Below are 22,496 nucleotides of genomic sequence, written 5' to 3' on the forward strand. Positions count from 1 at the left end.
GTCTATATAGTCTTAGTCTTCGATACCGACAACTTCGTTCAGCTTTTTCATCAGATCGATGGCCGCTTCGGAAATGACGGTCCCCGGGGGGAAGATGGCTTCCGCGCCGCCTTCATAGAGGGCATCAAAATCCTGCGGTGGGATAACGCCGCCGCAGACGATCAGGATGTCGTCACGTTCCAGTTTCTCCAACTCTTCGCGCAGTTGCGGCACCAAGGTCAAGTGACCCGCTGCAAGGGAAGAGGCCCCAACGATATCCACATCGTTTTCGACCGCTTGACGTGCGGTTTCTTCCGGTGTTTGGAACAAGGGGCCGATATCCACGTCAAAGCCGAGGTCAGCAAAGGCGGTGGCAATAACTTTTTGACCACGGTCGTGACCGTCCTGACCCATTTTGGCGATCAGGATGCGGGGGCGACGACCTTCATGGTCTTCAAACTTTTTAACGAGGGCTGTAACGGTTTCCACTTTCTCGTTTTTCTCCCCAACTTCGTTTTTATAGACACCGGAGATGGAGCGAATGGTAGCTTGATGGCGCCCATAGACTTTTTCCAATGCCATGGAAATTTCACCGACAGTGGCTTTGGCGCGACCGGCTTTGATGGCGAGGTCAAGCAGGTTGCCGTCTTCGGTTTTCGCACATTCTGTCAAGGCATCAAGGCTGGCTTGGCAGTCCGCTTCGTTACGTTCTGCACGTAGACGTTCCAGTTTTTCGATTTGGGATTTACGCACGGCGGTATTTTCCACCTTGAGAACGTCAATCGCATCTTCATTTTCCAGCTGGTATTTGTTGACGCCCACAACGGTTTGACGACCGCTGTCGATACGGGCTTGGGTACGCGCTGCAGCTTCTTCGATACGCATTTTTGGGATGCCGGCTTCAATGGCTTTTGCCATGCCGCCTTGTTCTTCGATTTCCTGAATGTGCGCCCATGCTTTTTCTGCCAGATCTTGCGTCAGTTTTTCAACATAGTAAGACCCGCCCCATGGATCGATCACGTCACAGGTGCCGGTTTCCTGCTGCAGGAAGATTTGCGTATTACGGGCAATGCGTGCCGAGAAATCGGTCGGCAGGGCCAAGGCTTCATCGAGCGCGTTTGTGTGCAAAGACTGTGTGTGACCTTGGCTGGACGCCATGGCTTCGATACAGGTTCGCGTGACGTTGTTAAACACGTCTTGGGCGGTCAAGGACCAACCGGACGTCTGGCTGTGGGTACGCAAGGCTAGTGATTTGGTGCTTTTGGGGTCAAACTGGTTCACCAGTTTCGCCCACAACATACGGGCCGCGCGCATTTTGGCTACTTCCATAAAGAAGTTGGTGCCGATCGCCCAGAAGAAGGACAGACGCGGGGCAAATGCATCCACATCCAGACCTGCTTCGATGCCGGAGCGGATATATTCCACACCGTCAGCCAATGTGTAAGCCAGTTCGAGATCAGCCGTCGCGCCCGCTTCCTGCATGTGATAGCCGGAAATGGAGATCGAGTTATATTTCGGCATGTGTGTTGAGGTAAAGCCGAAGATATCGGAGATGATCTTCATGGAAGGTGTCGGCGGGTAAATGTAGGTGTTACGCACCATAAATTCTTTAAGAATGTCGTTCTGGATCGTGCCGGATAGTTTATCCGGTGTCACGCCCTGTTCTTCTGCCGCCAGTACATAGAGCGCAAGGACGGGCAGAACCGCGCCGTTCATGGTCATGGACACAGACATTTCATCCAGCGGGATGCCGTCAAACAGGGTGCGGGTATCGTAAATACTGTCGATGGCAACCCCGGCCATCCCCACATCGCCCGTTACGCGCGGGTGATCGGAATCGTAGCCCCGGTGTGTCGCCAAGTCAAAGGCAACCGACAGACCTTTTTGACCCGCTGCCAAGTTCCGACGATAAAAGGCGTTGGATTCTTCCGCTGTGGAGAAACCCGCATACTGACGGATTGTCCAAGGACGGGTGGTGTACATGGAATTGTACGGTCCCCGTTTAAACGGCGCAAAACCGGGCACGGTTTCCAGACTATCGATGTCGTTCAGGTCTTCGGCGCTATAAAGCGGCTTAACGTCGATACCTTCTGGTGTGCGCCAGTTCAGGTCATCCAGTTTTTTGCCGGACTGGCCTTCAATGCGGCTTTTCCAGTCGGCAACGTCTTTGTCATTCAGGCCGGAAGTGTCCAGCGCAACATTTGCAAAATTCGGAATTGTGCTCATGGTCTTACACTCCCAAAACTGTGTGAAGGTCTTGCAATGTGCCAAGCACATCGCTGCCCATACCGACGGCTTGATCGACACCGTCAAAGTCACCGCGACCCGCCAGATAAACTTTCTTGGCACCTGCGGCTTTTAAGCCTGTGGCAAAATCGGCTGCCATCGTTTCATATTGATCATCTGCGCCACAAAGCACGCAAACTTCCGCCCCGCTTTCTTTAAAGGCGGCAACTGCATCATCTGCAGAGGTGAAGCCATTGTTTTGTGTGGCCTGAACGCCGCCTGCTTCAAAGAAGTTTTTCGCAAAAGACGCGCGCGCCGTATGTTTGGCAATCGCGCCCATGTTGGCGGAGAAAATCTTTGGCAGATGGCCGTTTTTATCTGCGTAAGCGTCAGCCGCATCGCGCAGTTTTTCAAATCCTTCCGCCAGACGGTGGGCGGGCAGGGCGGTTGTTGTTGCACCGCTGCCTTGCACGCCGAGTGTGGCCATCGTTTTGTCAGAGGCGTTGATCTTGGCGATCAGAGCCTGATAATCCGGCGCTTTACGTTCGACCTTCGCTTCCAGAATGTTCGGATATTCCGACACGCCCGTAATCGGGTCTTTGCGGGTAGCGATGTTTTTCAGACGGGCTTGCCAGGTCTCGGCAATTTGCGCCTGAAGACTGCCATCAGCGATAACAGCCGCCATACCGCCTTTGCCTTCGATCTCTTGGAAGAGGGACCATGCTTTTGCGGCATATTGTTCCGTCAGGTTTTCAATAAACCAGGACCCACCAGCCGGATCGATGACTTTATTCAGATAGCTTTCTTCTTGCAGGACGATCTGTGTATTGCGCGCAATGCGGCGGGCAAAATCGTCTGCAACGCCACAATGGTGGTCAAACGGCAGGACCGTAATTGCATCTGCCCCACCGATGGCGCCCGCAAAACAAGTCGCGGTCACGCGCAGCATGTTTACCCACGGATCACGTTTAGACAGGGCGCGGGCTGCAGTGGCGGCATGCATCTGCATGGCCTGTGCCTCTTCTGACCCGCCAGACGCTTTGACGATTTGGCCCCAGAGGAAACGGGCGGCGCGCAGTTTGGCGATGCCGGTAAAGATGTCTGCGCCATTGGCAAAACTAAAGACGATTTGTTTGGCGGCGTCATCAACACTTAGGCCCGCCTCTGTCATAGCGCGCAGGTAAGCGACACCCGTTGCCATGGCGATGGCAAGGTCTTGGGTTTCCGTGGCACCGGCCCCGTAATAGGCGCTGGTGTCAACTTTAACCGCTGTGACATGCGGGTAGGTGGCGGCTGTGTCTTTGGCAAGGGCTGCCATGTCTTTTACGGCGTCTTCTACGGATTGGGGCAGGCTGCCGGTTGCAGCAAAGACACCTAGCGGATCAGCGTTGAACGCGCCCATGGCTTTTTCTGCCGGGATGTTTTTATCCGCCCACAGCTCGATCAGCATTTGGGCAGCGGCTGAACTTTGCGCGCCGGCTTCAAGGGAAACACCCGCGAGGTCGAGCAAAACACCTTCCAATACGTCTGCCAAATCTTCTTTGGAATAGATCATGATGCCACCACGACCGGCAAGGTCAGGCGCATCTGCCCCTGTTTTGCCAGCGCGCGCAGCTTCGTCAAATTGCAGGATCAAAGAGGTAACGCCGCGCTCCAGATCATCAAGGATTTGATCGTTGGCAGCGGATTTATCGGCATTGGCATGGACCTGACGGATATCCCAACCATCAAGGGTGCGTCCGCCAGCGCTATTGCCGCGCGTAAACGGGGCAGAGCCGGGGAAACCGGATGGGTTTTTGTCCGCGTTCCAATCGTCTTTTGTATAAAGAGGCTGAATGTCGATCCCGTCGTAGGTCTTGACCACCATTTTCTTCTCAAACGGTGCCCCTTTAAGAATTTTATCTAAAGAGTCTTTCCAGTCTTCAAACGAAGTCTGCGGAAACTCGGCAGCCAGTGCCAAACGTTCATCGCTCATGTTGTCCCCTTCGCGATTACAGCTTTATAAAAAAATAAATGCGCATTACGATACCGATTTACCACATTGATCCCCCAATGGCTATAGGGGATTAGATGCAAAGCAGCATTTTTTCAGATGCAGGTTATATAATATGATAGTTAGTTACGCAAGCGGCGCGTCTACTGTAATTTTATTTCGGTCAAGCGCGTGCCATAAATATTGAAGATAGCAAAGCAATGAGTTGACGCATTTTTTGTAGGATGACCTGCTTTGTGTGCAGGGCGTATGAAAAAAAAGACCATAAGTGATATATAGCCCCTTAAACTCGATCATTTCTGACACCTAATTTTCAAAATAGGTATGAGACAGCTTGTCTGTGATGCCAGAGTGCTCAAGATGGGCTAACATTTGCTGGAAACGGTAAGCCGTAGAGTCAGTTTTTAATCGAACGGGAAAATTATTTGGACTAATAGCTATTGAGCTATCAAAGTCTGGATTAGGTTCTTCTTGATAGTGACGGGATTTTCTAGAAAATCCGACTAAGAATGGTTCTTTTTCCCCGCAACAGTTCATATGAAAACGCATTGTATCTTTGGACGGGTGATCTTTTAGATAAAACTTCAAGTTTACATAATGATCCATGAAAAAGTCAGCATGTCCGGCCAGCAACATTTTAAAGGTAGTGTCATAAGTAAGCTCAGGCACTTTATGTACGATAAAGCCATATTTCTGTGCATTGACTTCAGGCCCACCCAAGGGGCGCAAAAAGACTTTGCCGCGGATATCTTCGAGGGAATGTACTTCAGGCATGTCTTTAAGGCTGAGGCCTACCATTTGTGTATAGAGGCCGTTTTTGAAGAAAAAGGCATACTCGCTTCGTGGTTTTGTAAAAGTGAAGCCGGGGTAAAAGTCGATCTCTCCATTGAGGATTGCCAAAAGAATGCGTTTTTTGGGCAAACGAACTATTTCCAACGTACAGCCAATCTTATTTGCCGCCAAGCTATATAGGTCGTTGTAGATTCCTGAATTGTTTGGAGCCGCTTCGATATAGGGAGGGCGAGAAGTCGTGCGATACCCCATGATGAGCGTGCAGGCATAGATATCTCGCCCAAAGCAAATGCAACAGATTGAGAAGAGAAGGATGCTCCACTTCATGGATTTGCCTTTACACAATATCTAAATTTTTACTGACGCAGACATCTTATCTAATGTGGAGATTGTACCATGATTTCGATTGTTTCCAAAATTCTAATATTGAAGTCATGCGCACTTCTCGTTGAGGTCTTTGTGATTTAATGGAACATGTCAAAATAAACGTGGATCACCCCAGATTGAACTTGAGATGGTCGCTTTAGATAGTCTCGTTCCTTAATTGATATGTATATCGATTTCAGTTTTATGTATGACAAGGTCGCGCATCTGTCTTGCGCCGACAATGGTAGGCCCGCTCTTGATCCGACGATGTTGTTCAAAGCCTTACTGGTCGGCTAAGTATTTGGTTTCGATCTGAGGGTTAATTGCCGTCACGGCACAAAAAAGAACCGCGAAAGATTGCGGTTCTTTTTAAATCATTGCGCGAGACTGTTTAAACGACCGTCAGGATGCTGGCGACAAGCGGGTGGCGCACGATATCACGGTCTTTCAATCTGACGACAGCGACATCTTCCAGCGTATCCAGTTTTTCCGCTATGTCTTTCAGGCCGGAGATGCCGGGCAGTAGGTCGCTTTGGTCGGGGTCGCCCGTCAGGACCATGGTGGCGTTCCAGCCCAGACGGGTGATGAGCATCTTAATTTGGGTGTAGGTGCAGTTTTGGGCTTCATCAATCACAACAAAGGCATTGTTGAGGGTACGCCCGCGCATGTATCCGACCGGGGCAAGTTCGATGGTGCCGTTGCTCATTAGCTGTTTAAGGCGACGGTTGCCTAAACGGTCGGTGAGTGCATCATATAAAGGGCGCAGGTAAGGGGCGAGCTTTTCTTCCATATCACCGGGCAGATAGCCAATGCTTTCGCCAGCTTCCACAGCAGGGCGCGACAGCACGATGCGTTCGATCTTGCCTGCATCAAGGGCTTCAACGGCTTTGGCAACGGCAAGGTAGGTTTTGCCGGTGCCTGCGGGGCCAAGGGCAACGACCATGTGGCGTTCGTCAATCGCTTGCATCAACTGGGCTTGATTGTCACTTCGCGGGCGAACGTTTTTGACGTATTTCTGTTCGCGCTGGGGTTCTGGGGTGGTGTGACTGGCAATGGGGTCCCATGCTTTTTTGGACATTTCTTCCTCACGTTGATGGTCATCGAAAAACAGGGCTCTAACATCAGCATCAATTTTTGCAGATTTGCGTGCGCGTTTAGCCATGGGCCTCTCCTTGAGTGTAAACATGCCAATAAAAAAGCCCCCACACGGACGGTGGAGGCAGTGGCACATCATTGGTAGTTTCTGTGGTGAAACGGAAAAGTCGAGACGGCGGCGTTGACAAAACCAACCCCGTATCGGGCGGGGCGCTTTGTCTTTTTGCGAAGGCCTGCAACCTGAGAAGCTGCATGCTGCATCTCCCATCTTGTCTCGAATATGACAAAGAGTCTAACCTGCGACTCGACTGATTTCCAGCGGTTTTTTAGCTTGTCAAAAAACGATAATAAATAGAGTCACTTATTCTTTCGGATAGTCTATACTCTGGTGTAACAGTATGAAATCAAGCGTGCAAAGCGAGGTTCTTTCATGAAAAAAATACTTGCCGGTCTGGCGTCTTTAATCGGAGTTGCTGCCTGTGGTCAGGATGCCCCTTATGGCAGTAACGTCAATTTTTCAGCGCGGGAATCCACCAACAGCTACTTTTTCACCGCAACCTCACGCGGTCCTTTGTTTGTGGATGTGCGCGGCGCTTATCCCGGTTTTGTCGCTGAAGAAGTAACAGATAATATCCTTCGTGCGATGGAACGTGGCATGCAGACCCGCCCGTTTAAAGCAACCAATCGAATGGAAGAGGCCCATTCACCGGATTATCGGGTTTACTGGCTGATCTCCCCACCCAAAAACTTTAACGCCAACCGTTTGTGCAAAGGCGAAATACCGGACTCGGTGCCGCAGGATAAGCCGACCTTTATGATCGTCTTCTGTGTCGGCGATGAGGTCTATCGCAACATGTCCGGTTGGGTGCAAAAGGATGTGGATGCGGGATCGGAGACCTTCAGCAAATTTGTCGGCGTGGTTACGCGCGATTTATTTAAGTAAGAGGGGGTGTTAAGCGGTTATGGACCTTGCGCGACGGGCGTGTGCGGTATAGGTTCTTGGCAATAGTTTAACATTCTCTACGCGAAGGCTTCGGTATGGACGTACTTTTGATCCCCGTCTTTCAGGTTATTTTGGCAATCCTGAAAATCTATGAATTTGTCGTGATTGCCGCGGTGATTATGAGCTGGTTGTTCCACTTCAATATCATCAATTACAGCAACCAGTTTGTGCGCATTGTCGCGGATATCGTCTTTAAGTTGACTGAGCCGATCCTGTCGCGCATTCGCAGCTTTATGCCGAGTTTGGGCGGGATTGATATCTCGCCGATTATTCTCTTGTTGCTGGTCTTCTTCCTTCAAAATGTAATCTATCAGATTATGGCCAAATTGGTTTGATGGGGCGATTCCCTTTTTCTATGGTTGAAAATGGGCTTGTCCTATCCGTTCGCCTGACCCCGAAAGCCAAGAAAACTGCGCTAAACGGGGTGATGATTGACGAAGAAGACAAACCCGTTTTAAAAGCCAGCGTTACAACTGTGCCGGAGAAGGGAAAAGCCAACGCCGCCTTGATCAAACTATTGAGCAAGGAATGGAAGCTGGCAAAGTCCGAGATCGAGATTACCTACGGGGAATTGAATCGGCACAAAACACTGTTGTTGAAAGGTGATCCGAACGCTTTGCAACAACGCTTAATGGAATGGATGAAGCAACACAATGTCTGAAGCTAAAATCATTGACGGAAAAGCGTTTTCCGCAAAAGTACGTGCCCGCGTTGCAAAGCAGGTTCAGGAACTTAAAACATACAACAACCTGACGCCTGGTTTGGCTGTGGTTCTGGTTGGGGAAGATCCGGCAAGTCAGGTCTATGTGCGCAACAAGGTTAAACAGACCGAAGAGTGCGGCATGAAGTCACTGGAATATCGCCGTGATCCCGATATTTCTGAACAGGAATTGCTGACACTGGTGCAAAGCCTGAATGAAAATCCGGAAGTGAACGGTATTCTGGTTCAGCTGCCCCTGCCGGATCATATCAGCGAAGATAAAGTGATTGCCGCAATCGCACCGGAAAAAGACGTCGATGGCTTCCATGTCATCAACACAGGTCTGTTGGCGACAGGTTCTGCTGATGCGATGGTACCCTGTACGCCGCTTGGCTGTCTGATGATGCTGAAAGATCATTTTGAAGAGGGGCTATCTGGTAAACGCGCCGTTGTCGTTGGTCGATCCAACATCGTAGGTAAGCCCATGAGTGCGCTTTTGTTGAACGAAAGCTGCACCGTGACCACGGTTCATTCACGCACCAAAGATATTGAAGAAGAATGCCGCCGCGCGGACATTCTGGTCGCTGCTGTGGGGCGCCCAGAAATGATCAAGGCCGATTGGGTCAAGCCGGGCGCTGTGGTGATCGATGTGGGCATCAACCGCATTGAAAAAGAAGATGGCAAAACCAAGCTGGTCGGTGACGTTGACTTTGCCGGTGTCTCTGAAGTTGCAGCGGCGATTACGCCGGTGCCGGGCGGGGTTGGTCCGATGACCATCGCGTGCCTGTTGGCAAACACAGTCACCGCAGCCTGTCGTCAAAACAAGATTGACGAGCCTAAAGTCGATTAAGGTTTTACGGATTAAAAAAAAGCGGCTTGCCCTGTGGCAGCCGCTTTTTTTATAGTCTTTAAATACCGCGGTTACTACGAACCACCAGCCAGATCGCGTGGATGGAACCCGGCAGCACCCCGAACAGGGTCAGCAGGATGTTGAGCCAAAAGTGAAGGCCGATGCCAACTGTCAGGAAAGCCGCAACGGGCGGCAGGAAAAAAGCGATGATAATGCGCAGGATATCCATGGGGGACCTTTTGAGTGTTTTGTTTTTTCAATAGATCAAGGATAAGCGGTTCCCTGTTGTTCTGGCAAGTGACATTTGTTTTGTTGTTCGTGCTGGGGGGCGCACAGGCGGCACAGTGGAGCCAGACAGATCCTGCGATCAACCTCACCCATGTGTTTGAGGGCGAGATCAATAAACGGGGCAAACCTGTCGGCTTTCATGCGCGCCCGCTTGGTCAAGATCCAGCCCATGCCCGTTTGATCAAACGGTTGTCCGGTCCAAACAATGCTGGTGTCTACACCGGACGGGCGGAAATTCAGGACCGTCGATTAAATGAGTGGAAGGCGAAATCCTTTTCCAGCTTCTTCCCGGATCGTTTGACGCGCGCGCAGATCACGGACTATATTCTGGTCGCTTTTAAAGACGCTAGGCCCGATAAACGCGGGAAATGGCGCGGCAAAAGCGGGGCGGGCTTTCAGATTGAAGGCTGGCTCTGTCCCAAGGGCGGTACGAAAACGTGCCCGGATGGGGCGATCAACACGGCCTATCCCATTTACCAGAAAGACAGATGATGAAATTTTATCGTGATGATGACAATGCCCCGCGCGCCCAAGCAGAAGGCGAGCTGGCTTTATTGGCAGCCTATCTGGAAAGTGATGTGCAGGACGACAAAGAAGCTGGCATCGAACTTTTGCAGTTTCTGGAGCGCAAAAAAGGCGAGCGTGTTGGCAATGCCTATTCCATCCGCTTTGAGGAAAAAGAAGTCCTTATCGAAGAATTACATGGCGATCAGTCGGGCAGCATCAATCGCAATATCTTTTTCCAAGCCGTGGAAGCGTGGATCGTCTTTGTGGGCGACTAGGCCGTTTTCTCGACTTCTTTAATTTTATTTAAAAGTTGATCGCCCTTGGTTTGCGAGGGGATCGCGCGTCCATCAATCTCAAGGATGGTGCGCAGGCGAAACAGGCTGTTGGTCAAAAAGGCTTCGTCACAGGTCTGGATGATGTCGGGCGTCAGGCTGGTTTCCTGCACCGATAGGCCCATTTGGGCTGCGACGGACAGGACGGTTTTACGCATCACACCGGGCAGCGCACCATCTTCAACTGACGGGGTGAGAAGGTTTTTCCCTTGGAGGAAAAAGATATTGCTGATGCTACCTTCCGCAATCTTGCCGGTGGTGTTGAGCATTAACGCTTCATCCGCGCCCGCTTCCTTGGCTTCCTGCATGGCGAGGATATTATCCATATAACACAGGCTTTTGATCCGGCTGGTCGGGCTTTTTTCGTTGCGACATAGCGAAACGGTTTTCACCTTGGCGGCAGGGAAATGGTCCGGCGCTTCGCTGGCGCTGATCAGCATGTGGGGGCAAATGTCTAGCGGCGGCAGGATCCCGCGGGGCCCGCTACCGCGCGTGACGGTTAGGCGCAGGGCCGCGCGTTTGTTGGTTAGGCGGTTTGCGATCAGGACGTCATGGATGGCAGCGGTAATCTCTGCGCGTGTATAGCGAAGCGGTGTTTTTAAAAAGGCGGCTGTGTCTTCCAGACGGTCCATATGGTCGTTAAACCGGATGACCTGCCCATCACGTGCCGCCATGGTTTCAAAAAAACCGTCCCCTAGCAAAAAACCGCGATCAGTTGCGGGGATGGATACGCCGCCAAGGGGCAGAAGTGCGCCGTCAAACCATGCAATCATCTAGAGAACTCCCGCCAGTTTTAAAAAGTTTTTCAACAGGTCGTGACCGTGATGGGTCAAAACGGATTCAGGATGGAACTGCACGCCCCAGACCGGCAATGTTTTATGATGGATCGCCATAACCTCCCCATCCGGGCTGGTGGCATCCACAACCAGATCGTCGCTGACTTCAATGCTAAGGGAGTGATAGCGCCCGACCTGTAAAGGATTGGGCAGCCTGTCAAACAAGCCTGTTTGAGTATGGTCAATCTGGCTTGCCTTGCCGTGCATGGGGACGTGAGATCGCCGCACGACCCCGCCAAAAGATTGCGCGATTACCTGATGACCAAGACAGACCCCAAGGATGGGGATAGTGCCCGCACATTCTCTGACCACCTCCAGACAGATGCCTGCCTCATTCGGGCCACAGGGGCCGGGGGACAGGATTATGGCCTTGGGGGCCATGTCTTTAATGGTTTGTATATCCAGCTGATCGTTGCGCACGACGTGGGTGTCGTTATGCAATTCTTCCAGATAGCGTGCGAGGTTATAGACAAAGCTGTCATAGTTATCGATCAGCAGGATCATGACGCACCTTTTGCAAAGGCGCTGAGCAAGGCGTGGGCTTTGTCCAGCGTTTCCTGATATTCGGCAGCAGGTTGGCTATCGGCAACGATCCCGCCGCCGACCTGGACACAGACGGTGTCGTCTTTAAACAGTGCGGTGCGGATCACGATATTTGTATCCATATTGCCGTTGCAGCCCAGATAGCCGATGGCCCCGCAATAGGCGTTACGGCGCACGGGTTCCAGCTCCGATATAATTTCCATGGCACGCACTTTTGGGGCACCCGTGATAGACCCGCCGGGGAAGCTGGCGCGCAACAGATCAACCGCTGTCTTTCCGTCTTTTAAGGTGCCTGTTACGGTGGAAATAAGGTGGTGCACACTGGCAAAAGAATGGACGGCGCAGAGTTCCTGCACCTTGACGCTGTGGGGGGCACAGACTTTGGAGATGTCATTGCGCAATAAATCCACGATCATGGTATTTTCGGCCATGTCTTTTTCGCTCTTGGCAAGCTCCGTTGCGTTTGCTTGATCGGTTGCGCGATCTTTGCTGCGCGGGCGAGTGCCTTTGATGGGGCAGGTTTCAACGGCCTTGCCACGTACCTGTAAAAAACGTTCCGGTGAGCTGGAGGCGATGGTGAAACCCTCCATATTCAGATAGGCTGAAAAAGGTGCGGGGTTACGTGTGCGTAAATTTTGATAAAAGCTGTAGGGCGCAAACTCATCGGGCAGTTGCGCGCGAAAGCGCTGGGTCAGGTTGGCTTGAAAAATGTCACCTGCGCGGATGTAGTCGATGACCTTTTGCACCGTTTCCTGATAGCGTTCAGCGCTAAAGTCCGATTGCCAGTTTAAGTGACAGGGTGCGTAGCTTGCAGCAGGCGCGGTTTCGCTGAGTTTATCTGCGAGTTTCTGCGCGGCTTCTTCACTGGTCAGCGAAAAGATGTAAGCTTTTTGATCCTGATGATCAAAGGCGGCGATGGTGTCGTAAAAGCCAAGGCAGACATCGGGCAGGCTCACGTCATCACGCTCTTTTGCGGGCACATTTTCTAATTGATGCAGCAGTTCATAGCCGAAGTAGCCGACAAAGCCGCCTTGAAAGGGGGGCAGGTCGTCATGTGCCAGATGGGCCGTTTGGGACAGTTTAGACTGTAAGTCCTCAAAGATCGTTGCCGGATCGCTAAAGACCTGCTGCGGATCAAGGCAAATATAGCTGTAGCGCGCCTTCTCGCAGGAATCGAGAAACTGCGCAAACGGCTTGTCGGCATGCGCGGCAAACAGGGACGCGGGGTCCTGATAGGGAAGGGTGATGACAAACGGCTTTTTCATAAAGCTTACTTACACGAAAGCATCTTGGCTTGTCGAGTGGCTTGCGCTATGAAGAAAGCGGACTGAATTGACGCAAGGATAAGCTAATGCCCAAGACCTATCGCTGCCATTTATTCTGGTGTAGCCACGAACGCGATGACGACACCAAGCCATCCTGTGCGCGCCGTGGGTCGTGGGATATCGGAACCGAGCTTAAAAAGGCCATGCGCGAACGCGGTTTGCGTGATCAAGTGGCGGTCACAAAGTCCGGTTGCTTGGGGCAATGTAGTGTCGGCCCTGCCATGCTGGTCTATCCTGAAGGTGTTTGGTACAGCGTGCCGACTTTGGAAGATGCTATGGAAATTCTGGATAAGCACCTTGATAAAGGCGAGATCGTGGAACGTCTGGTGATCCGCGATTAAGCGGTGATCACCAGATCACACTCTAAAATCTGATCCAGCACGTTATCCCAATCATCGTCTGACAAATCCGCTGTCAAATCGATGACGGGGGCGTCTGCGGCTTGGATGATCACATCGGCATCTGCAAACAGGCCGGTTTTTAACGTCAGCTTTTCCATCAGAAACTCACCACCCGTTGGGCTTTGTTGATCAACCCTGCCAAATCGGTGCACGGCACGGTATCTGGCACGCCGTCGATCAGGCTTTGGGGCGTGATCTCTGCCAGTTCCAGCATCTCAAAATGGTCAAACTTGCCTTGGGCGTTGATCGACGGCTTGGTCATAAAGACAAAATCCACCGTGTTGTTGCGGATGGTCAGGCCAGCGGCGACGCGGATGGCCTCATACGCATCGCGCCTTGCAAGGACAAGGACATGTGTGCTCATAGGCTGACCACCTTATCGGCTTTGGCGACAAGGCCGCTGTGATGAAACTGACTACCCAGATCGACCGGACATTCAAGGCCGTCCATGCGATCTTTCCAGGCTTCGGCGCAGACCAAGGCTTCGATACAGTTGGCGGCGACCAGATCGGCAAAGTTTTCATCACGCAAGGACGTAACCCCGTCACCTGTGAAGAAGCAGCCCCAGTCCACATCGGCGCGCACGCAGGCTTCCCCTAAAGGGGCGGCGAGACGGGCGGCGTCAGAACTGGAAATGACAAGCAGCAGATCCATTGAATTTCCTCATCAGATCGGTTAGGGTGCGCGCCTTTATTAGCACACCTTTCAAGAAAGAGAAAAGCCATGAAAGTCGATGACTTCGACTTCCACCTCCCTAAGGAGCTGATTGCCCAGCGTCCCGTAAGCCCGCGCGATGCCTCCAAACTGTTGCGCATCAAGGGCGATGACCTGTCTGATCATGTGTTTGCAGACTTGCCGGATATGTTGAATGCAGGCGATTTGCTGGTCTTTAACAATACCCGCGTGATCCCGGCGCGCCTGAAAGGCAAACGCGGGGAAGCGGGCATTGAAGTCACGCTGCATAAGCATGAAGGGGAAGGCACGTGGGTGGCTTTTGTCAAAGGCGCGAAAAAACTGCGACTGGACGACGTGATCCAGTTTGAAGATGATTTTAGCGCGACCGTCTTGGGCAAAGATGGCGGCGAAGTGACCCTGCAGTTTAACAAAGCAGGTGCCAGCCTGATGCAGGCGCTGGAAGATCACGGCGGGATGCCGTTGCCGCCTTATATTAAACGCGAAGGTCTGGCGGATGAGCGCGACAAGTCTGATTATCAGACCGTCTTTGCAGAAAAAGAAGGCGCGGTGGCGGCTCCGACAGCGGGGTTGCACTTTACACCGGAATTGCTGGAACGCTTAAAAGACAAGGGCGTCAAGTTTGCCTATGTCACCTTGCATGTGGGCGCAGGGACGTTTTTACCGGTCAAGGTTGATGATGTGGCGGATCATAAGATGCATGCGGAATTTGGCGTGATTGATCAGGCAACTGTTGATCAGGTCAACCAGACACATGCGGATGGCGGGCGTGTGGTGGCTGTTGGCACCACGTCTTTGCGCCTGTTGGAAAGTGCAGGGCGCGACGATGGGCAGTTGGCCCCGTTTGAAGGGGATACGGATATCTTCATCACACCGGGCTATCAGTTTAAAATCGTGGATATGCTGACCACAAATTTCCACTTGCCGCGCTCCACATTGTTTATGCTGGTGTCGGCCTTTGCGGGCTTTGAGGAAATGAAGAAAGCGTATGAATATGCCATCGAAAATGGCTATCGTTTCTATTCTTATGGCGATGGTTCCCTTTTAAGCCGGAAATAAAGCGCCATATTGTTCTAAGAGGATGCGGTAATTCGGTTGTGATCCACAGCCAAAGCGTATAAAAGCGGACCTATGACTGATACATTTAAATTCGATCTTCTCGGCACCGATGGTGCTGCGCGACGGGGGCGTGTCCATACAGCACACGGCGCGATCAACACACCTGCTTTCATGCCTGTGGGCACAGCGGCGACCGTAAAGGCGATGATGCCGGAATCTGTGGCGGCAACGGGCGCGGAAATTCTGTTGGGCAACACGTATCATTTGATGCTGCGCCCGGGGGCAGAACGGATCGAAAAATTAGGCGGTCTGCATAAATTTATGAATTGGGATAAACCGATCCTGACCGACAGCGGCGGCTTTCAGGTCATGAGCTTGGCCCAGTTGCGTAAAATCACCGAAGAGGGCGTGCGTTTTCGCTCCCACATCGACGGGTCTTATTATGATCTGACGCCGGAAAGTTCGACCGATATTCAGCGTATGCTGGATGCGGATATCACCATGTGCTTTGATGAATGTCCGGCCCTGCCTGCTTCCAAAGAACGGGTGAACGAAGCCATGCAATTGTCCATGCGCTGGGCACGTCGGTCGCGCGATGCCTTTGTGGATCGTCCGGGCTATGGTCAGTTTGGGATCGTGCAAGGCGGCACCGAAGAAGATCTGCGCCATGAATCGGTTGAGAAACTGGTCGAGATCGGCTTTGAAGGCTACGCCATCGGCGGTCTGGCGGTTGGGGAAGGTCAGGAACTGATGTTCTCCACCCTTGATGTCACAACCCCTGTCATGCCGCAGGATAAACCGCGTTACCTGATGGGCGTCGGCAAGCCGGACGATCTGGTCGGTGCGGTTGCGCGTGGCGTGGATATGTTTGACTGCGTGCTGCCCTCACGGTCCGGTCGCACGGCAGAAGCGTGGACGCGCCGTGGGTCGGTGAACCTGCGCAACGCGCGTCATAAAGATGATCCACGTCCGCTGGATGAAAATTGCAGCTGTCCGTGTTGTAAAAGTTACTCACGCGCCTATCTTTATCATCTGACCAAAACCAAAGAGATTTTGGGGCTGATGCTGCTGACATGGCATAACCTGCATTACTATCAGGAACTGATGGCCGGCATGCGTGAAGCGATTGAAAATAAAACATTCGACAAATTTGTCGTGGATTTCCATGCCTTGCGTGCGCAGGGCGATATAGAGGCCTTGTAACATGAGCGATCAAACCATTTACGCCAATCTGGAACAATTGGGCGGTGCCACAGAAACGCCGCAACACCCGGATGAAGCCAAGCTGGAAGCGGTGCAAAACCCGCATCCGGGCACGGACTATCTGGTGCGTTTTGTCTGTCCTGAATTTACATCGCTTTGTCCGGTGACAGGTCAGCCTGACTTTGCCCATATCGTGATCGATTATGTGCCGAATGATCTGTTGGTAGAAAGTAAGTCCCTGAAGGTGTTTTTAACCTCCTTTAGAAATCATGGCGACTTCCACGAAGCTTGCACCGTCGGCATTGGCAAACGTCTTGTTGATCTGCTGGACCCGAAATGGCTGCGTATCGGCGGCTACTGGTACCCACGCGGTGGTATTCCCATCGATGTGTTCTGGCAAACCGGTGACGCGCCGAAAGGCGTCTGGATCCCAGATCAGGGTGTGCCGGGTTATCGGGGCCGTGGCTAATGTTTAAGCTATTCTATTTGCCGGATACAGCTTCCTTTGCGCCGCATTTGGTGATCAAACGCCTGAATGCGGCTTGCGAGCTGGTGCAGTTAAACAAGCAAGACGGTAGCCTGCAAAGTGAAGAGTATTTAAAGCTCAACCCCAACCACCGTGTGCCGACTTTGGTGGATGGTGATCTGGTGCTGTTTGAATCGGCGGCAATCTGTCTGCATCTGGCAGACAGTGACCCCGACAGCGGCCTGATGCCGCCCTTGGGCAGTGCAAAACGCGCGCAGGCTTATAAATGGTTGATCTTTATGACCAACTCCATCCAAGCCGATATGATGCTGTATTTTTACAAGGAACGTTTCTCCAAAACGCCAGCAGCAGCGGAAGATATCAGCGAGATCGGCAAAGAACGGGTGACGATCTTTATGAGCCGCATCGACGAAGCGTTGGCGGATGGTCGTGCCTTCCTGTCCGGGTCCAACAAAACAATCGTGGAAGATTATTTGTTGATGCTGGGGCGCTGGTTTGTGCAAATGGGCTTGGAAGAAACCTTAAAATCCATGGCGCATTTGTATGCCCTGTTGTGCGTGCTGGAAGATGACCCCTACGTAAAAGCAGTGTACGCCGAAGAAGGCAGCACGCCTTTATTTGCCTGCGGGTCTTAAAAACGCATCAAATCGTTGGGCGACATGTTTCCCTGCTGGAAGGTCCGATCCGGCGGGGAAGTCCACTGTGTTGTCAAGGCGATGTTGGCTGTCGTGGATCAGGCAGCTTGTCTTAAAAGTGGGCCAGATGATCTGCCTCAGGAACTGCTGATCGTTTGTTTTATTGGGCGATGTACGTTTGATAAAATTGTCAATCAAGGGCGCAAGGTCCGGCAAGGCCCCTTTGACCCCGCCCCACATACCCGCCAGAATAAGGTCTGTGTGCGTGGCGAAATCGCGCATGGCGTGAAAATGTTTTTGGCTGATGATCCAATCATTCACCGCCATGCGTTCACGCCCGCATGGGACTGAATCGGCATCCCGGATCAGATAGCGATCCACCGTGTCGTCATTGCAGACTTTGAAGCGCCAAAACAAACCTTCAAACGGGTGGGGCGTGCGCGCCATGTGGACAAGCTCGGCTCCATTTGCCAACAGTTGTTGCTGTATCTGCTGCGGCACTGTGTCATCCAGATAGAAGCGGCACGTCCATTCCGGATAGATTTTTTTGGCGAACTGGACGTTAAACAACGCGCCTTTGAGATAAAGTTCCGAGGTGCCCCACAAACTGTAAGACAGGATGTTTTTGCGCCTGTCCGTTTTTTGAAAGGGTGGGACGGGGACATTTGCTAGATCACGCAAGACGGGGTGGGTGCTTGCGGCATTTTTTAGACGCAGGCTTTCAGTACCATGTCTGATGCTCAGGTTGTTTTGCCCCAACAGGTTATAAACTTCAGCCAGACCATCACGCGTGTTGGCTTTTTGGGGATCAAGGCGGGCGGCGGTTTCAAAGGCGTTTGCGGCTTCTTCATACTGTTTACAGCGCATGAGGCAAAGCGCGACTGTCTCCGGTATCTCCGCATCCTTATGATCGGGATAGGCGGCGTCGAGGCGTTGAAGGACGCTGAGGCCTTTTTTAAAATCGCCGGGGGTAATAACAAACAGCGCCAGCGTTTTCAGGTCATTATAGGTGCGTTTAGGGTCACGGCAAATCTTCTCCTGAAAGGAAATGGCGTTGATGAAGCTTCCTTTTTGAAAGAAGCCCATCGCCCGTTTGCGCAGCTCGTCCAGTGTCATCCTAAAATTCCACGCAGACTTTCCCAAAATGTTTGCCGCTGGTCAGATGTTTAAAGGCAGCGATCGTCTCCTCAAAGGGGAAGGTGGTGTCGATGACCGGATGGATCTGATGTTTTTCCAAAAAGCTGTTCATGCGCTCAAAGGCGGTGCGTGATCCGACCGTGACACCCTGAATACGGATGTTGCGCATCAGGATTAACGGAAGGGGGATGGTATTGGTGTTGGCCCCGCTCAGCACCCCGATCAGGCTGATATGCCCACCAATGCGGGTGGCGCGGATGGATTGTTCCAGAGTCTGCGCGCCGCCGAGTTCGATGATATGGTCGGCCCCTTGCGACCAGATTTTCTTAACCTCGCGATCCCACTGCGGATGGGTGCGGTAATTGACCAGATGGCCTGCACCAAGGTTGCGTGCCCGTTCCAGTTTTTCATCACTGGAGGAGGTGATCAGGACGGTCGCCCCAACGGCTTTTGCCAGTTGCAAGGCAAAAAGCGCAACGCCCCCCGTGCCTTGAATAACAAGACAATCACTGGACTTCAGGGAGCTGAGTTCAAACAGGGCACTCCACGCCGTCAGGGCCGCGCAGGGCAGGGTTGCCGCTTCAATCGCGTTGAGGTGGGCTGGGGCTTTCACACAGGCATCTTCGCTGACGACCATGTAACCACATAGCGTTCCGCCATAGGCACCGCCCAACGCATCCGGCAATTTGCCGGGATCAGCTGAACCGTCTTTCCAGTTGGGGAAAAAGGACGGGCAGATAAGATCGCCACGATTAAAGCGGGAGGTGTTGGGCCCACATTCCTCAACGACACCGGCCCCGTCAGAACACGGGATCAGCGGTGTTTTGACCGTCTTGCCATAGCCGCCTTCTACCGTGACCATATCGCGATAATTGAGCGAGGCGGCCTGCATCTTAAGCAGGATTTCCCCTGACTTTAAAATGGGTTTGGGGGTATCACAGAGTTCGAGGTGCCGTAATCCAAACTGGTCTTTGATCTGCCACGCTTTCATAGAATGATACTTTCATCGAGTTGGAAATTCTGCCTTGATTTAAACATCTTTTACCGTAACTCTGTTCACTATTATAGATTTAATTGCGTGAAAAAAGAATGATTAAGCTCGTTGGTTTAAAAAACTGTGATACCTGCCGGAAGGCCAAAAAATGGCTGGAAAGCGAAGGAATAGATTTTCAATTTCATGATGTGCGCCAAGATGGCTTGACGCGGGAGGACCTGGCCGGTTGGGTGAAGGAACTGGGTTGGGAAGCCTTGTTGAACAAGCGCGGGACAACTTGGCGTGGTTTGGATGACAGCGTTAAAGAGGGTGTGGACGAAGCAAAAGCAATCGATTTGATGGTAGAACATCCGGCCTTGATGAAACGTCCGGTCTTTGTCACCCCTAAAGGGGTTCTTCTTGGGTTTAAACAACAACAAATGGATGCATTATGTCAGCTTTAACAGGGGCACAGGTTCTCGTCGAACAATTAAAACTTCATGGGGTGGATAAGATTTATGGCGTGCCCGGTGAAAGTTATCTGAGTGTACTGGATGCGTTGGTGGACGCACCGGAACTGGACTTTATCACCTGCCGCCAAGAAAGTGGCGCGGCCATGATGGCGGAAGCTTATGGCAAGCTGACCGGCAAGCCTGGCATTTGCATGGTGACCCGCGGACCGGGGGCGACAAATGCCAGTGCCGGTGTGCATGTGGCGTTTCAAGATTCCACGCCCATGATCCTGTTTATCGGTCAGGTCGCACGCGACATGATGGACCGCGAAGCGTTTCAGGAAATTGATTATCGCCGTATGTTCGGGCAAATGGCAAAATGGGTCGCCCAAATTGATGATGCTGACCGGATGGATGAATATATCGCGCGGGCCTATCAGGTTGCCGTGTCTGGTCGTCCCGGTCCTGTCGTCCTTGCGTTGCCGGAAGATATGCTGAGTGGGCCTGCAAAGGCACCTGCAAAACTGTCTCGCTATAAGGTCTCAACCTCGGCACCTGCGCCGCAGGACATGGCGGATTTGTCTGAAGCCCTGAAACAAGCGGAAAAGCCATTGATCATTGTGGGCGGCGGTGGTTGGTCCAAGACCTGCCAATCTTTGCTTGAAGAATTTGCAGCCCGCGAAAATGTGCCAGTCACCGTGTCTTTCCGCTGTCAGGATTATGTGAATAACGACCTTGATGTTTACGGCGGTCATGTGGGGATCGGGATTGATCCGAACCTCGCCAAATCCATTGGTGAAAGTGACCTTTTGCTGGTGATTGGTGCGCGTTTGGGTGAAATGACGACCAATGGCTATGAGGTTTTAAAGCCGCCGAAGCTGGATCAAAAACTGATCCATATTTATCCGCAAGCCGAAGAGTTGGGGCGGGTCTATCAGCCTGATCTGGGCATTGTTTCTACCTCCGAAGCCTTTTTACAAGCTTTGTTGACGCAAGAAGGCTTGAATGCGGATAAACGGGCAGGCTGGTGTGCGGCCGTGCGCCAAAATTACGTTAAATTCTCTCAACCTGTATCACAAATTGGCGATGTGCAGATGTGTGACGTGATTACGCACTTGCGCGCAGAAATGCCGGACAATACGGTTCTGACAAATGGCGCGGGGAACTACTCCATCTGGGGGCATCGCTTCTTTGGCTATCGTGGATACGGCACGCAGCTTGCCCCAACGAGTGGTTCTATGGGCTATGGCCTTCCTGCTGCGGTGGCGGCGGCCTCGATTGATGCGGAACGTCCGGTTGTTTGCCTTGCCGGTGACGGCTGTTTCATGATGACCTGTCAGGAGTTTTCAACAGCTGTTCAGGCCGGATTGAAGCTGATCGTCATTGTGGTCAATAATTCCATGTATGGCACAATTCGTATGCATCAGGAAAAACGATTCGCACATCGGGTCAGTGGCACGGCTCTTAAAAATCCGGATTTTGCCGCCATGGCGACCGCGATGGGTGGTCTCGGATTACGTGTGGAAAAGAACGATCAATTTGCGGACGCTTTGGCTCAGGCCAAGTCCTTTGATGGTGTCTCTTTGATTGAAATTATCGTTGATAATCAAGTAATTACTCCAAACCTGACTCTGGCGGATTTACGGAACAACTAAACCTCGCATGTAAGGTGGGCAATCCTTTCTCACCTATAGTGATTACGTAATTTTGCGTACCTCAAAGGCAATCGTTGCTTTCTAAGCTCAAACGATTGCCTTTGATGATTCTAAAAGAGTGTTCTTACGTGAAACCATTGTCCGCTAGGCGTACTTTTTACGCAGGCAAATAGGTCGTTTGGAGAGTTTTCTCCACGACAATGAACAGTGGAGAAAGAACATGGCTGACGATCAAGGTAAAAGACCCGAAGATCAAAATGGTGTGGATAACTCGCCAAACGTACAGACCGGCAACGAGGAAGATGCAGTACTTCTGGATGAGTTGACGGCACTTCAGAATACAGAAGATCAAGACCTCGAGGGCGTTATGCAGGGCCGCGAAAATGCGGGCGGCGATGCACTCGGTGTGGAAGATATGGGATATCTCGCCTCTGTCCACCAAGGCGGTTTCTCAACTGAACAAGAAGTACTCGCCGGTATTATCCCGTCAGAAGAAAAAGCCTTTGAAAATGATCAGGAAGTTGTCGTTGGCGACGAAGGTTCTGATTACATTGACGGTGACGTGCCAGAAATGCCGTTTGTCTCCCCTGAAGCAGAACGTCTGGACTTCGATATCCTTGATGACAGCGTTGTCCCTGAAAAGCAACAGGCCGAAGACGCTCCCGTTCAGGAAGAAGAGGCGCCGGCAGATCCTGCGCCTGAGCAAGAACAAGACACATCCGACGTATTTGCCGATACAATTACCCCACAAGCTTTGCCTATAGATGAGCCAATCATCGAAACACCGGAAGAAGACGAACTGCTGGGGGATGAGGACAATCTAGCCCCGACAGCGGGTGATGACAAGATTAGTGGCAGCGAAGATCAGCCGATCACTTTCTCTGCGTCCGATCTGCTCGGTAACGACACAGATGTGGATGGCGATACGCTCACCATCATCGGCTTTGATCAGCCAGAAAACGGCAC

Annotated in this window: 27 protein-coding genes and 1 pseudogene; 15 read left to right on the forward strand and 13 right to left on the reverse strand. The window is 52.0% G+C overall.

Annotated elements, in window-relative coordinates:
• Positions 1-12 precede the first annotated feature (12 nt).
• The 3 genes from scpA to Q397_RS0114220 form a co-directional block, all read right to left on the reverse strand.
• Positions 13-2,205, reverse strand: coding sequence for a methylmalonyl-CoA mutase (gene scpA, locus Q397_RS0114210; RefSeq protein ID WP_028879979.1), 2,193 nt, complete (start codon positions 2,203-2,205; stop codon positions 13-15).
• A gap of 4 nt (positions 2,206-2,209) precedes the next feature.
• A complete protein-coding gene (locus Q397_RS0114215; RefSeq protein WP_028879980.1) occupies positions 2,210-4,180 on the reverse strand; it encodes a methylmalonyl-CoA mutase family protein in 1,971 nt (656 codons plus the stop codon).
• Between the two features lie 324 nt (positions 4,181-4,504).
• A complete protein-coding gene (locus Q397_RS0114220) occupies positions 4,505-5,317 on the reverse strand; it encodes a substrate-binding periplasmic protein (RefSeq protein WP_051610061.1) in 813 nt (270 codons plus the stop codon).
• A gap of 187 nt (positions 5,318-5,504) precedes the next feature.
• On the opposite strand from Q397_RS0114220, the pseudogene Q397_RS25425 reads away from it, so the two are divergent.
• Positions 5,505-5,650: pseudogene (locus tag Q397_RS25425) on the forward strand (transposase); the annotation flags it as partial.
• 97 nt (positions 5,651-5,747) lie between these two features.
• On the opposite strand, the gene Q397_RS0114225 reads toward Q397_RS25425, so the two are convergent.
• Positions 5,748-6,518, reverse strand: a complete 771-nt coding sequence (locus Q397_RS0114225; protein ID WP_028879982.1) for a PhoH family protein — start codon at positions 6,516-6,518, stop codon at positions 5,748-5,750.
• A gap of 363 nt (positions 6,519-6,881) precedes the next feature.
• Here Q397_RS0114225 and Q397_RS24300 point away from each other — a divergent pair, with 363 nt between their 5' ends.
• From Q397_RS24300 to folD, 4 genes are all read left to right on the forward strand, one after another.
• Positions 6,882-7,394 carry a hypothetical protein gene (locus Q397_RS24300; RefSeq protein ID WP_028879983.1) on the forward strand — a complete coding sequence of 171 codons (513 nt, stop codon included), beginning with the start codon at positions 6,882-6,884 and terminating at the stop codon, positions 7,392-7,394.
• Between the two features lie 95 nt (positions 7,395-7,489).
• Positions 7,490-7,789, forward strand: a complete 300-nt coding sequence (locus tag Q397_RS0114235) for a YggT family protein (RefSeq protein ID WP_038014066.1) — start codon at positions 7,490-7,492, stop codon at positions 7,787-7,789.
• A 20-nt stretch (positions 7,790-7,809) separates the two neighbouring features.
• Positions 7,810-8,115, forward strand: coding sequence for a DUF167 domain-containing protein (locus tag Q397_RS0114240; protein ID WP_240475078.1), 306 nt, complete (start codon positions 7,810-7,812; stop codon positions 8,113-8,115).
• Entirely contained in the window at positions 8,108-9,004 is an 897-nt protein-coding gene (gene folD / locus Q397_RS0114245; protein ID WP_028879986.1) for a bifunctional methylenetetrahydrofolate dehydrogenase/methenyltetrahydrofolate cyclohydrolase FolD, read from the forward strand. Before Q397_RS0114240 ends, folD begins: the two co-directional genes overlap by 8 nt.
• A 58-nt stretch (positions 9,005-9,062) precedes the next feature.
• On the opposite strand, the gene Q397_RS24755 is transcribed toward folD, so the two are convergent.
• Entirely contained in the window at positions 9,063-9,233 is a 171-nt protein-coding gene (locus tag Q397_RS24755) for a YqaE/Pmp3 family membrane protein (RefSeq protein ID WP_038014070.1), read from the reverse strand.
• Positions 9,234-9,301: 68 nt separating this feature from the next.
• Between Q397_RS24755 and Q397_RS24305 the strand changes: the two genes are divergently transcribed.
• Entirely contained in the window at positions 9,302-9,784 is a 483-nt protein-coding gene (locus Q397_RS24305; protein WP_028879987.1) for an EndoU domain-containing protein, read from the forward strand.
• Positions 9,781-10,074, forward strand: a complete 294-nt coding sequence (locus tag Q397_RS0114260; protein WP_156950736.1) for a hypothetical protein — start codon at positions 9,781-9,783, stop codon at positions 10,072-10,074. The genes Q397_RS24305 and Q397_RS0114260 overlap by 4 nt, the downstream gene beginning before the upstream one ends.
• Here the strand turns inward: Q397_RS0114260 and Q397_RS0114265 are convergent.
• From Q397_RS0114265 to pabB, 3 genes are read right to left on the reverse strand one after another with little or no spacing between them, the layout of a single operon-like run.
• The gene (locus Q397_RS0114265; protein ID WP_028879989.1) at positions 10,071-10,904 is read right to left on the reverse strand and encodes an aminotransferase class IV; all 834 of its coding nucleotides are present in this window, start codon (positions 10,902-10,904) and stop codon (positions 10,071-10,073) included. The genes Q397_RS0114260 and Q397_RS0114265 overlap by 4 nt on opposite strands.
• Positions 10,905-11,471 carry an anthranilate synthase component II gene (locus Q397_RS0114270; RefSeq protein ID WP_028879990.1) on the reverse strand — a complete coding sequence of 189 codons (567 nt, stop codon included), beginning with the start codon at positions 11,469-11,471 and terminating at the stop codon, positions 10,905-10,907.
• Complete coding sequence (gene pabB / locus Q397_RS0114275; protein ID WP_028879991.1) at positions 11,468-12,775, reverse strand: aminodeoxychorismate synthase component I; 1,308 nt, start codon at positions 12,773-12,775, stop codon at positions 11,468-11,470. The genes Q397_RS0114270 and pabB overlap by 4 nt, the downstream gene beginning before the upstream one ends.
• A gap of 86 nt (positions 12,776-12,861) precedes the next feature.
• Between pabB and Q397_RS0114280 the strand changes: the two genes are divergently transcribed.
• The gene (locus Q397_RS0114280; RefSeq protein ID WP_028879992.1) at positions 12,862-13,176 is read left to right on the forward strand and encodes a (2Fe-2S) ferredoxin domain-containing protein; all 315 of its coding nucleotides are present in this window, start codon (positions 12,862-12,864) and stop codon (positions 13,174-13,176) included.
• On the opposite strand, the gene Q397_RS25015 is transcribed toward Q397_RS0114280, so the two are convergent.
• From Q397_RS25015 to Q397_RS0114295, 3 genes are read right to left on the reverse strand one after another with little or no spacing between them, the layout of a single operon-like run.
• Complete coding sequence (locus Q397_RS25015) at positions 13,173-13,334, reverse strand: hypothetical protein (protein WP_156950737.1); 162 nt, start codon at positions 13,332-13,334, stop codon at positions 13,173-13,175. The genes Q397_RS0114280 and Q397_RS25015 overlap by 4 nt on opposite strands.
• Positions 13,334-13,600: a hypothetical protein gene (locus Q397_RS0114290; protein ID WP_028879993.1), complete on the reverse strand. Its 267-nt coding sequence runs from the start codon at positions 13,598-13,600 to the stop codon at positions 13,334-13,336. Before Q397_RS0114290 ends, Q397_RS25015 begins: the two co-directional genes overlap by 1 nt.
• Entirely contained in the window at positions 13,597-13,890 is a 294-nt protein-coding gene (locus Q397_RS0114295; RefSeq protein ID WP_028879994.1) for a hypothetical protein, read from the reverse strand. The genes Q397_RS0114290 and Q397_RS0114295 overlap by 4 nt, the downstream gene beginning before the upstream one ends.
• A gap of 69 nt (positions 13,891-13,959) precedes the next feature.
• Between Q397_RS0114295 and queA the strand changes: the two genes are divergently transcribed.
• The 4 genes from queA (at position 13,960) to Q397_RS22735 (ending at position 17,313) form a co-directional block, all read left to right on the forward strand.
• Positions 13,960-14,988 (forward strand): tRNA preQ1(34) S-adenosylmethionine ribosyltransferase-isomerase QueA, encoded by a 1,029-nt coding sequence (gene queA / locus Q397_RS0114300; RefSeq protein ID WP_028879995.1) that lies wholly within the window; start codon positions 13,960-13,962, stop codon positions 14,986-14,988.
• Between the two features lie 72 nt (positions 14,989-15,060).
• Positions 15,061-16,191: a tRNA guanosine(34) transglycosylase Tgt gene (gene tgt / locus Q397_RS0114305; protein WP_028879996.1), complete on the forward strand. Its 1,131-nt coding sequence runs from the start codon at positions 15,061-15,063 to the stop codon at positions 16,189-16,191.
• Between the two features lies 1 nt (position 16,192).
• Positions 16,193-16,660, forward strand: a complete 468-nt coding sequence (gene queF, locus Q397_RS0114310; RefSeq protein ID WP_028879997.1) for a preQ(1) synthase — start codon at positions 16,193-16,195, stop codon at positions 16,658-16,660.
• A complete protein-coding gene (locus Q397_RS22735; RefSeq protein WP_038014074.1) occupies positions 16,660-17,313 on the forward strand; it encodes a glutathione S-transferase family protein in 654 nt (217 codons plus the stop codon). The genes queF and Q397_RS22735 overlap by 1 nt, the downstream gene beginning before the upstream one ends.
• Here Q397_RS22735 and Q397_RS24310 read toward each other — a convergent pair.
• Positions 17,293-18,429 carry a tetratricopeptide repeat protein gene (locus Q397_RS24310; RefSeq protein ID WP_051610063.1) on the reverse strand — a complete coding sequence of 379 codons (1,137 nt, stop codon included), beginning with the start codon at positions 18,427-18,429 and terminating at the stop codon, positions 17,293-17,295. The two genes, Q397_RS22735 and Q397_RS24310, sit on opposite strands and share 21 nt — an antisense overlap.
• Before the next feature lies 1 nt (position 18,430).
• Positions 18,431-19,441, reverse strand: coding sequence for a zinc-dependent alcohol dehydrogenase family protein (locus Q397_RS0114325; protein WP_028879998.1), 1,011 nt, complete (start codon positions 19,439-19,441; stop codon positions 18,431-18,433).
• 98 nt (positions 19,442-19,539) lie between these two features.
• Between Q397_RS0114325 and Q397_RS0114330 the strand changes: the two genes are divergently transcribed.
• From Q397_RS0114330 to Q397_RS0114340, 3 genes are all read left to right on the forward strand, one after another.
• On the forward strand, positions 19,540-19,887 hold the full coding sequence (locus Q397_RS0114330; protein WP_028879999.1) for an ArsC family reductase: 348 nt from the start codon (positions 19,540-19,542) through the stop codon (positions 19,885-19,887).
• Entirely contained in the window at positions 19,875-21,530 is a 1,656-nt protein-coding gene (locus tag Q397_RS0114335) for a thiamine pyrophosphate-binding protein (RefSeq protein WP_028880000.1), read from the forward strand. The genes Q397_RS0114330 and Q397_RS0114335 overlap by 13 nt, the downstream gene beginning before the upstream one ends.
• Positions 21,531-21,750: 220 nt before the next feature.
• A partial coding sequence (locus tag Q397_RS0114340; RefSeq protein ID WP_028880001.1) for a cadherin-like domain-containing protein occupies positions 21,751-22,496 on the forward strand: 746 nt, incomplete at its 3' end.

It is taken from the genome of Terasakiella pusilla DSM 6293 (assembly GCF_000688235.1).
GTDB classification, from domain to species: Bacteria; Pseudomonadota; Alphaproteobacteria; order Rhodospirillales; family Terasakiellaceae; genus Terasakiella; species Terasakiella pusilla.

Bases quoted from the DNA above. Each gene is read 5' to 3' on its own strand.
- scpA (WP_028879979.1), bottom strand. From the start codon at position 2,205: ATGAGCACAATTCCGAATTTTGCAAATGTTGCGCTGGACACTTCCGGC.
- Q397_RS0114215 (WP_028879980.1), bottom strand. From the start codon at position 4,180: ATGAGCGATGAACGTTTGGCACTGGCTGCCGAGTTTCCGCAGACTTCG.
- Q397_RS0114220 (WP_051610061.1), bottom strand. From the start codon at position 5,317: ATGAAGTGGAGCATCCTTCTCTTCTCAATCTGTTGCATTTGCTTTGGG.
- Q397_RS0114225 (WP_028879982.1), bottom strand. From the start codon at position 6,518: ATGGCTAAACGCGCACGCAAATCTGCAAAAATTGATGCTGATGTTAGA.
- Q397_RS24300 (WP_028879983.1), top strand. From the start codon at position 6,882: ATGAAAAAAATACTTGCCGGTCTGGCGTCTTTAATCGGAGTTGCTGCC.
- Q397_RS0114235 (WP_038014066.1), top strand. From the start codon at position 7,490: ATGGACGTACTTTTGATCCCCGTCTTTCAGGTTATTTTGGCAATCCTG.
- Q397_RS0114240 (WP_240475078.1), top strand. From the start codon at position 7,810: ATGGTTGAAAATGGGCTTGTCCTATCCGTTCGCCTGACCCCGAAAGCC.
- folD (WP_028879986.1), top strand. From the start codon at position 8,108: ATGTCTGAAGCTAAAATCATTGACGGAAAAGCGTTTTCCGCAAAAGTA.
- Q397_RS24755 (WP_038014070.1), bottom strand. From the start codon at position 9,233: ATGGATATCCTGCGCATTATCATCGCTTTTTTCCTGCCGCCCGTTGCG.
- Q397_RS0114260 (WP_156950736.1), top strand. From the start codon at position 9,781: ATGATGAAATTTTATCGTGATGATGACAATGCCCCGCGCGCCCAAGCA.
- Q397_RS0114265 (WP_028879989.1), bottom strand. From the start codon at position 10,904: ATGATTGCATGGTTTGACGGCGCACTTCTGCCCCTTGGCGGCGTATCC.
- Q397_RS0114270 (WP_028879990.1), bottom strand. From the start codon at position 11,471: ATGATCCTGCTGATCGATAACTATGACAGCTTTGTCTATAACCTCGCA.
- pabB (WP_028879991.1), bottom strand. From the start codon at position 12,775: ATGAAAAAGCCGTTTGTCATCACCCTTCCCTATCAGGACCCCGCGTCC.
- Q397_RS0114280 (WP_028879992.1), top strand. From the start codon at position 12,862: ATGCCCAAGACCTATCGCTGCCATTTATTCTGGTGTAGCCACGAACGC.
- Q397_RS25015 (WP_156950737.1), bottom strand. From the start codon at position 13,334: ATGGAAAAGCTGACGTTAAAAACCGGCCTGTTTGCAGATGCCGATGTG.
- Q397_RS0114290 (WP_028879993.1), bottom strand. From the start codon at position 13,600: ATGAGCACACATGTCCTTGTCCTTGCAAGGCGCGATGCGTATGAGGCC.
- Q397_RS0114295 (WP_028879994.1), bottom strand. From the start codon at position 13,890: ATGGATCTGCTGCTTGTCATTTCCAGTTCTGACGCCGCCCGTCTCGCC.
- queA (WP_028879995.1), top strand. From the start codon at position 13,960: ATGAAAGTCGATGACTTCGACTTCCACCTCCCTAAGGAGCTGATTGCC.
- tgt (WP_028879996.1), top strand. From the start codon at position 15,061: ATGACTGATACATTTAAATTCGATCTTCTCGGCACCGATGGTGCTGCG.
- queF (WP_028879997.1), top strand. From the start codon at position 16,193: ATGAGCGATCAAACCATTTACGCCAATCTGGAACAATTGGGCGGTGCC.
- Q397_RS22735 (WP_038014074.1), top strand. From the start codon at position 16,660: ATGTTTAAGCTATTCTATTTGCCGGATACAGCTTCCTTTGCGCCGCAT.
- Q397_RS24310 (WP_051610063.1), bottom strand. From the start codon at position 18,429: ATGACACTGGACGAGCTGCGCAAACGGGCGATGGGCTTCTTTCAAAAA.
- Q397_RS0114325 (WP_028879998.1), bottom strand. From the start codon at position 19,441: ATGAAAGCGTGGCAGATCAAAGACCAGTTTGGATTACGGCACCTCGAA.
- Q397_RS0114330 (WP_028879999.1), top strand. From the start codon at position 19,540: ATGATTAAGCTCGTTGGTTTAAAAAACTGTGATACCTGCCGGAAGGCC.
- Q397_RS0114335 (WP_028880000.1), top strand. From the start codon at position 19,875: ATGTCAGCTTTAACAGGGGCACAGGTTCTCGTCGAACAATTAAAACTT.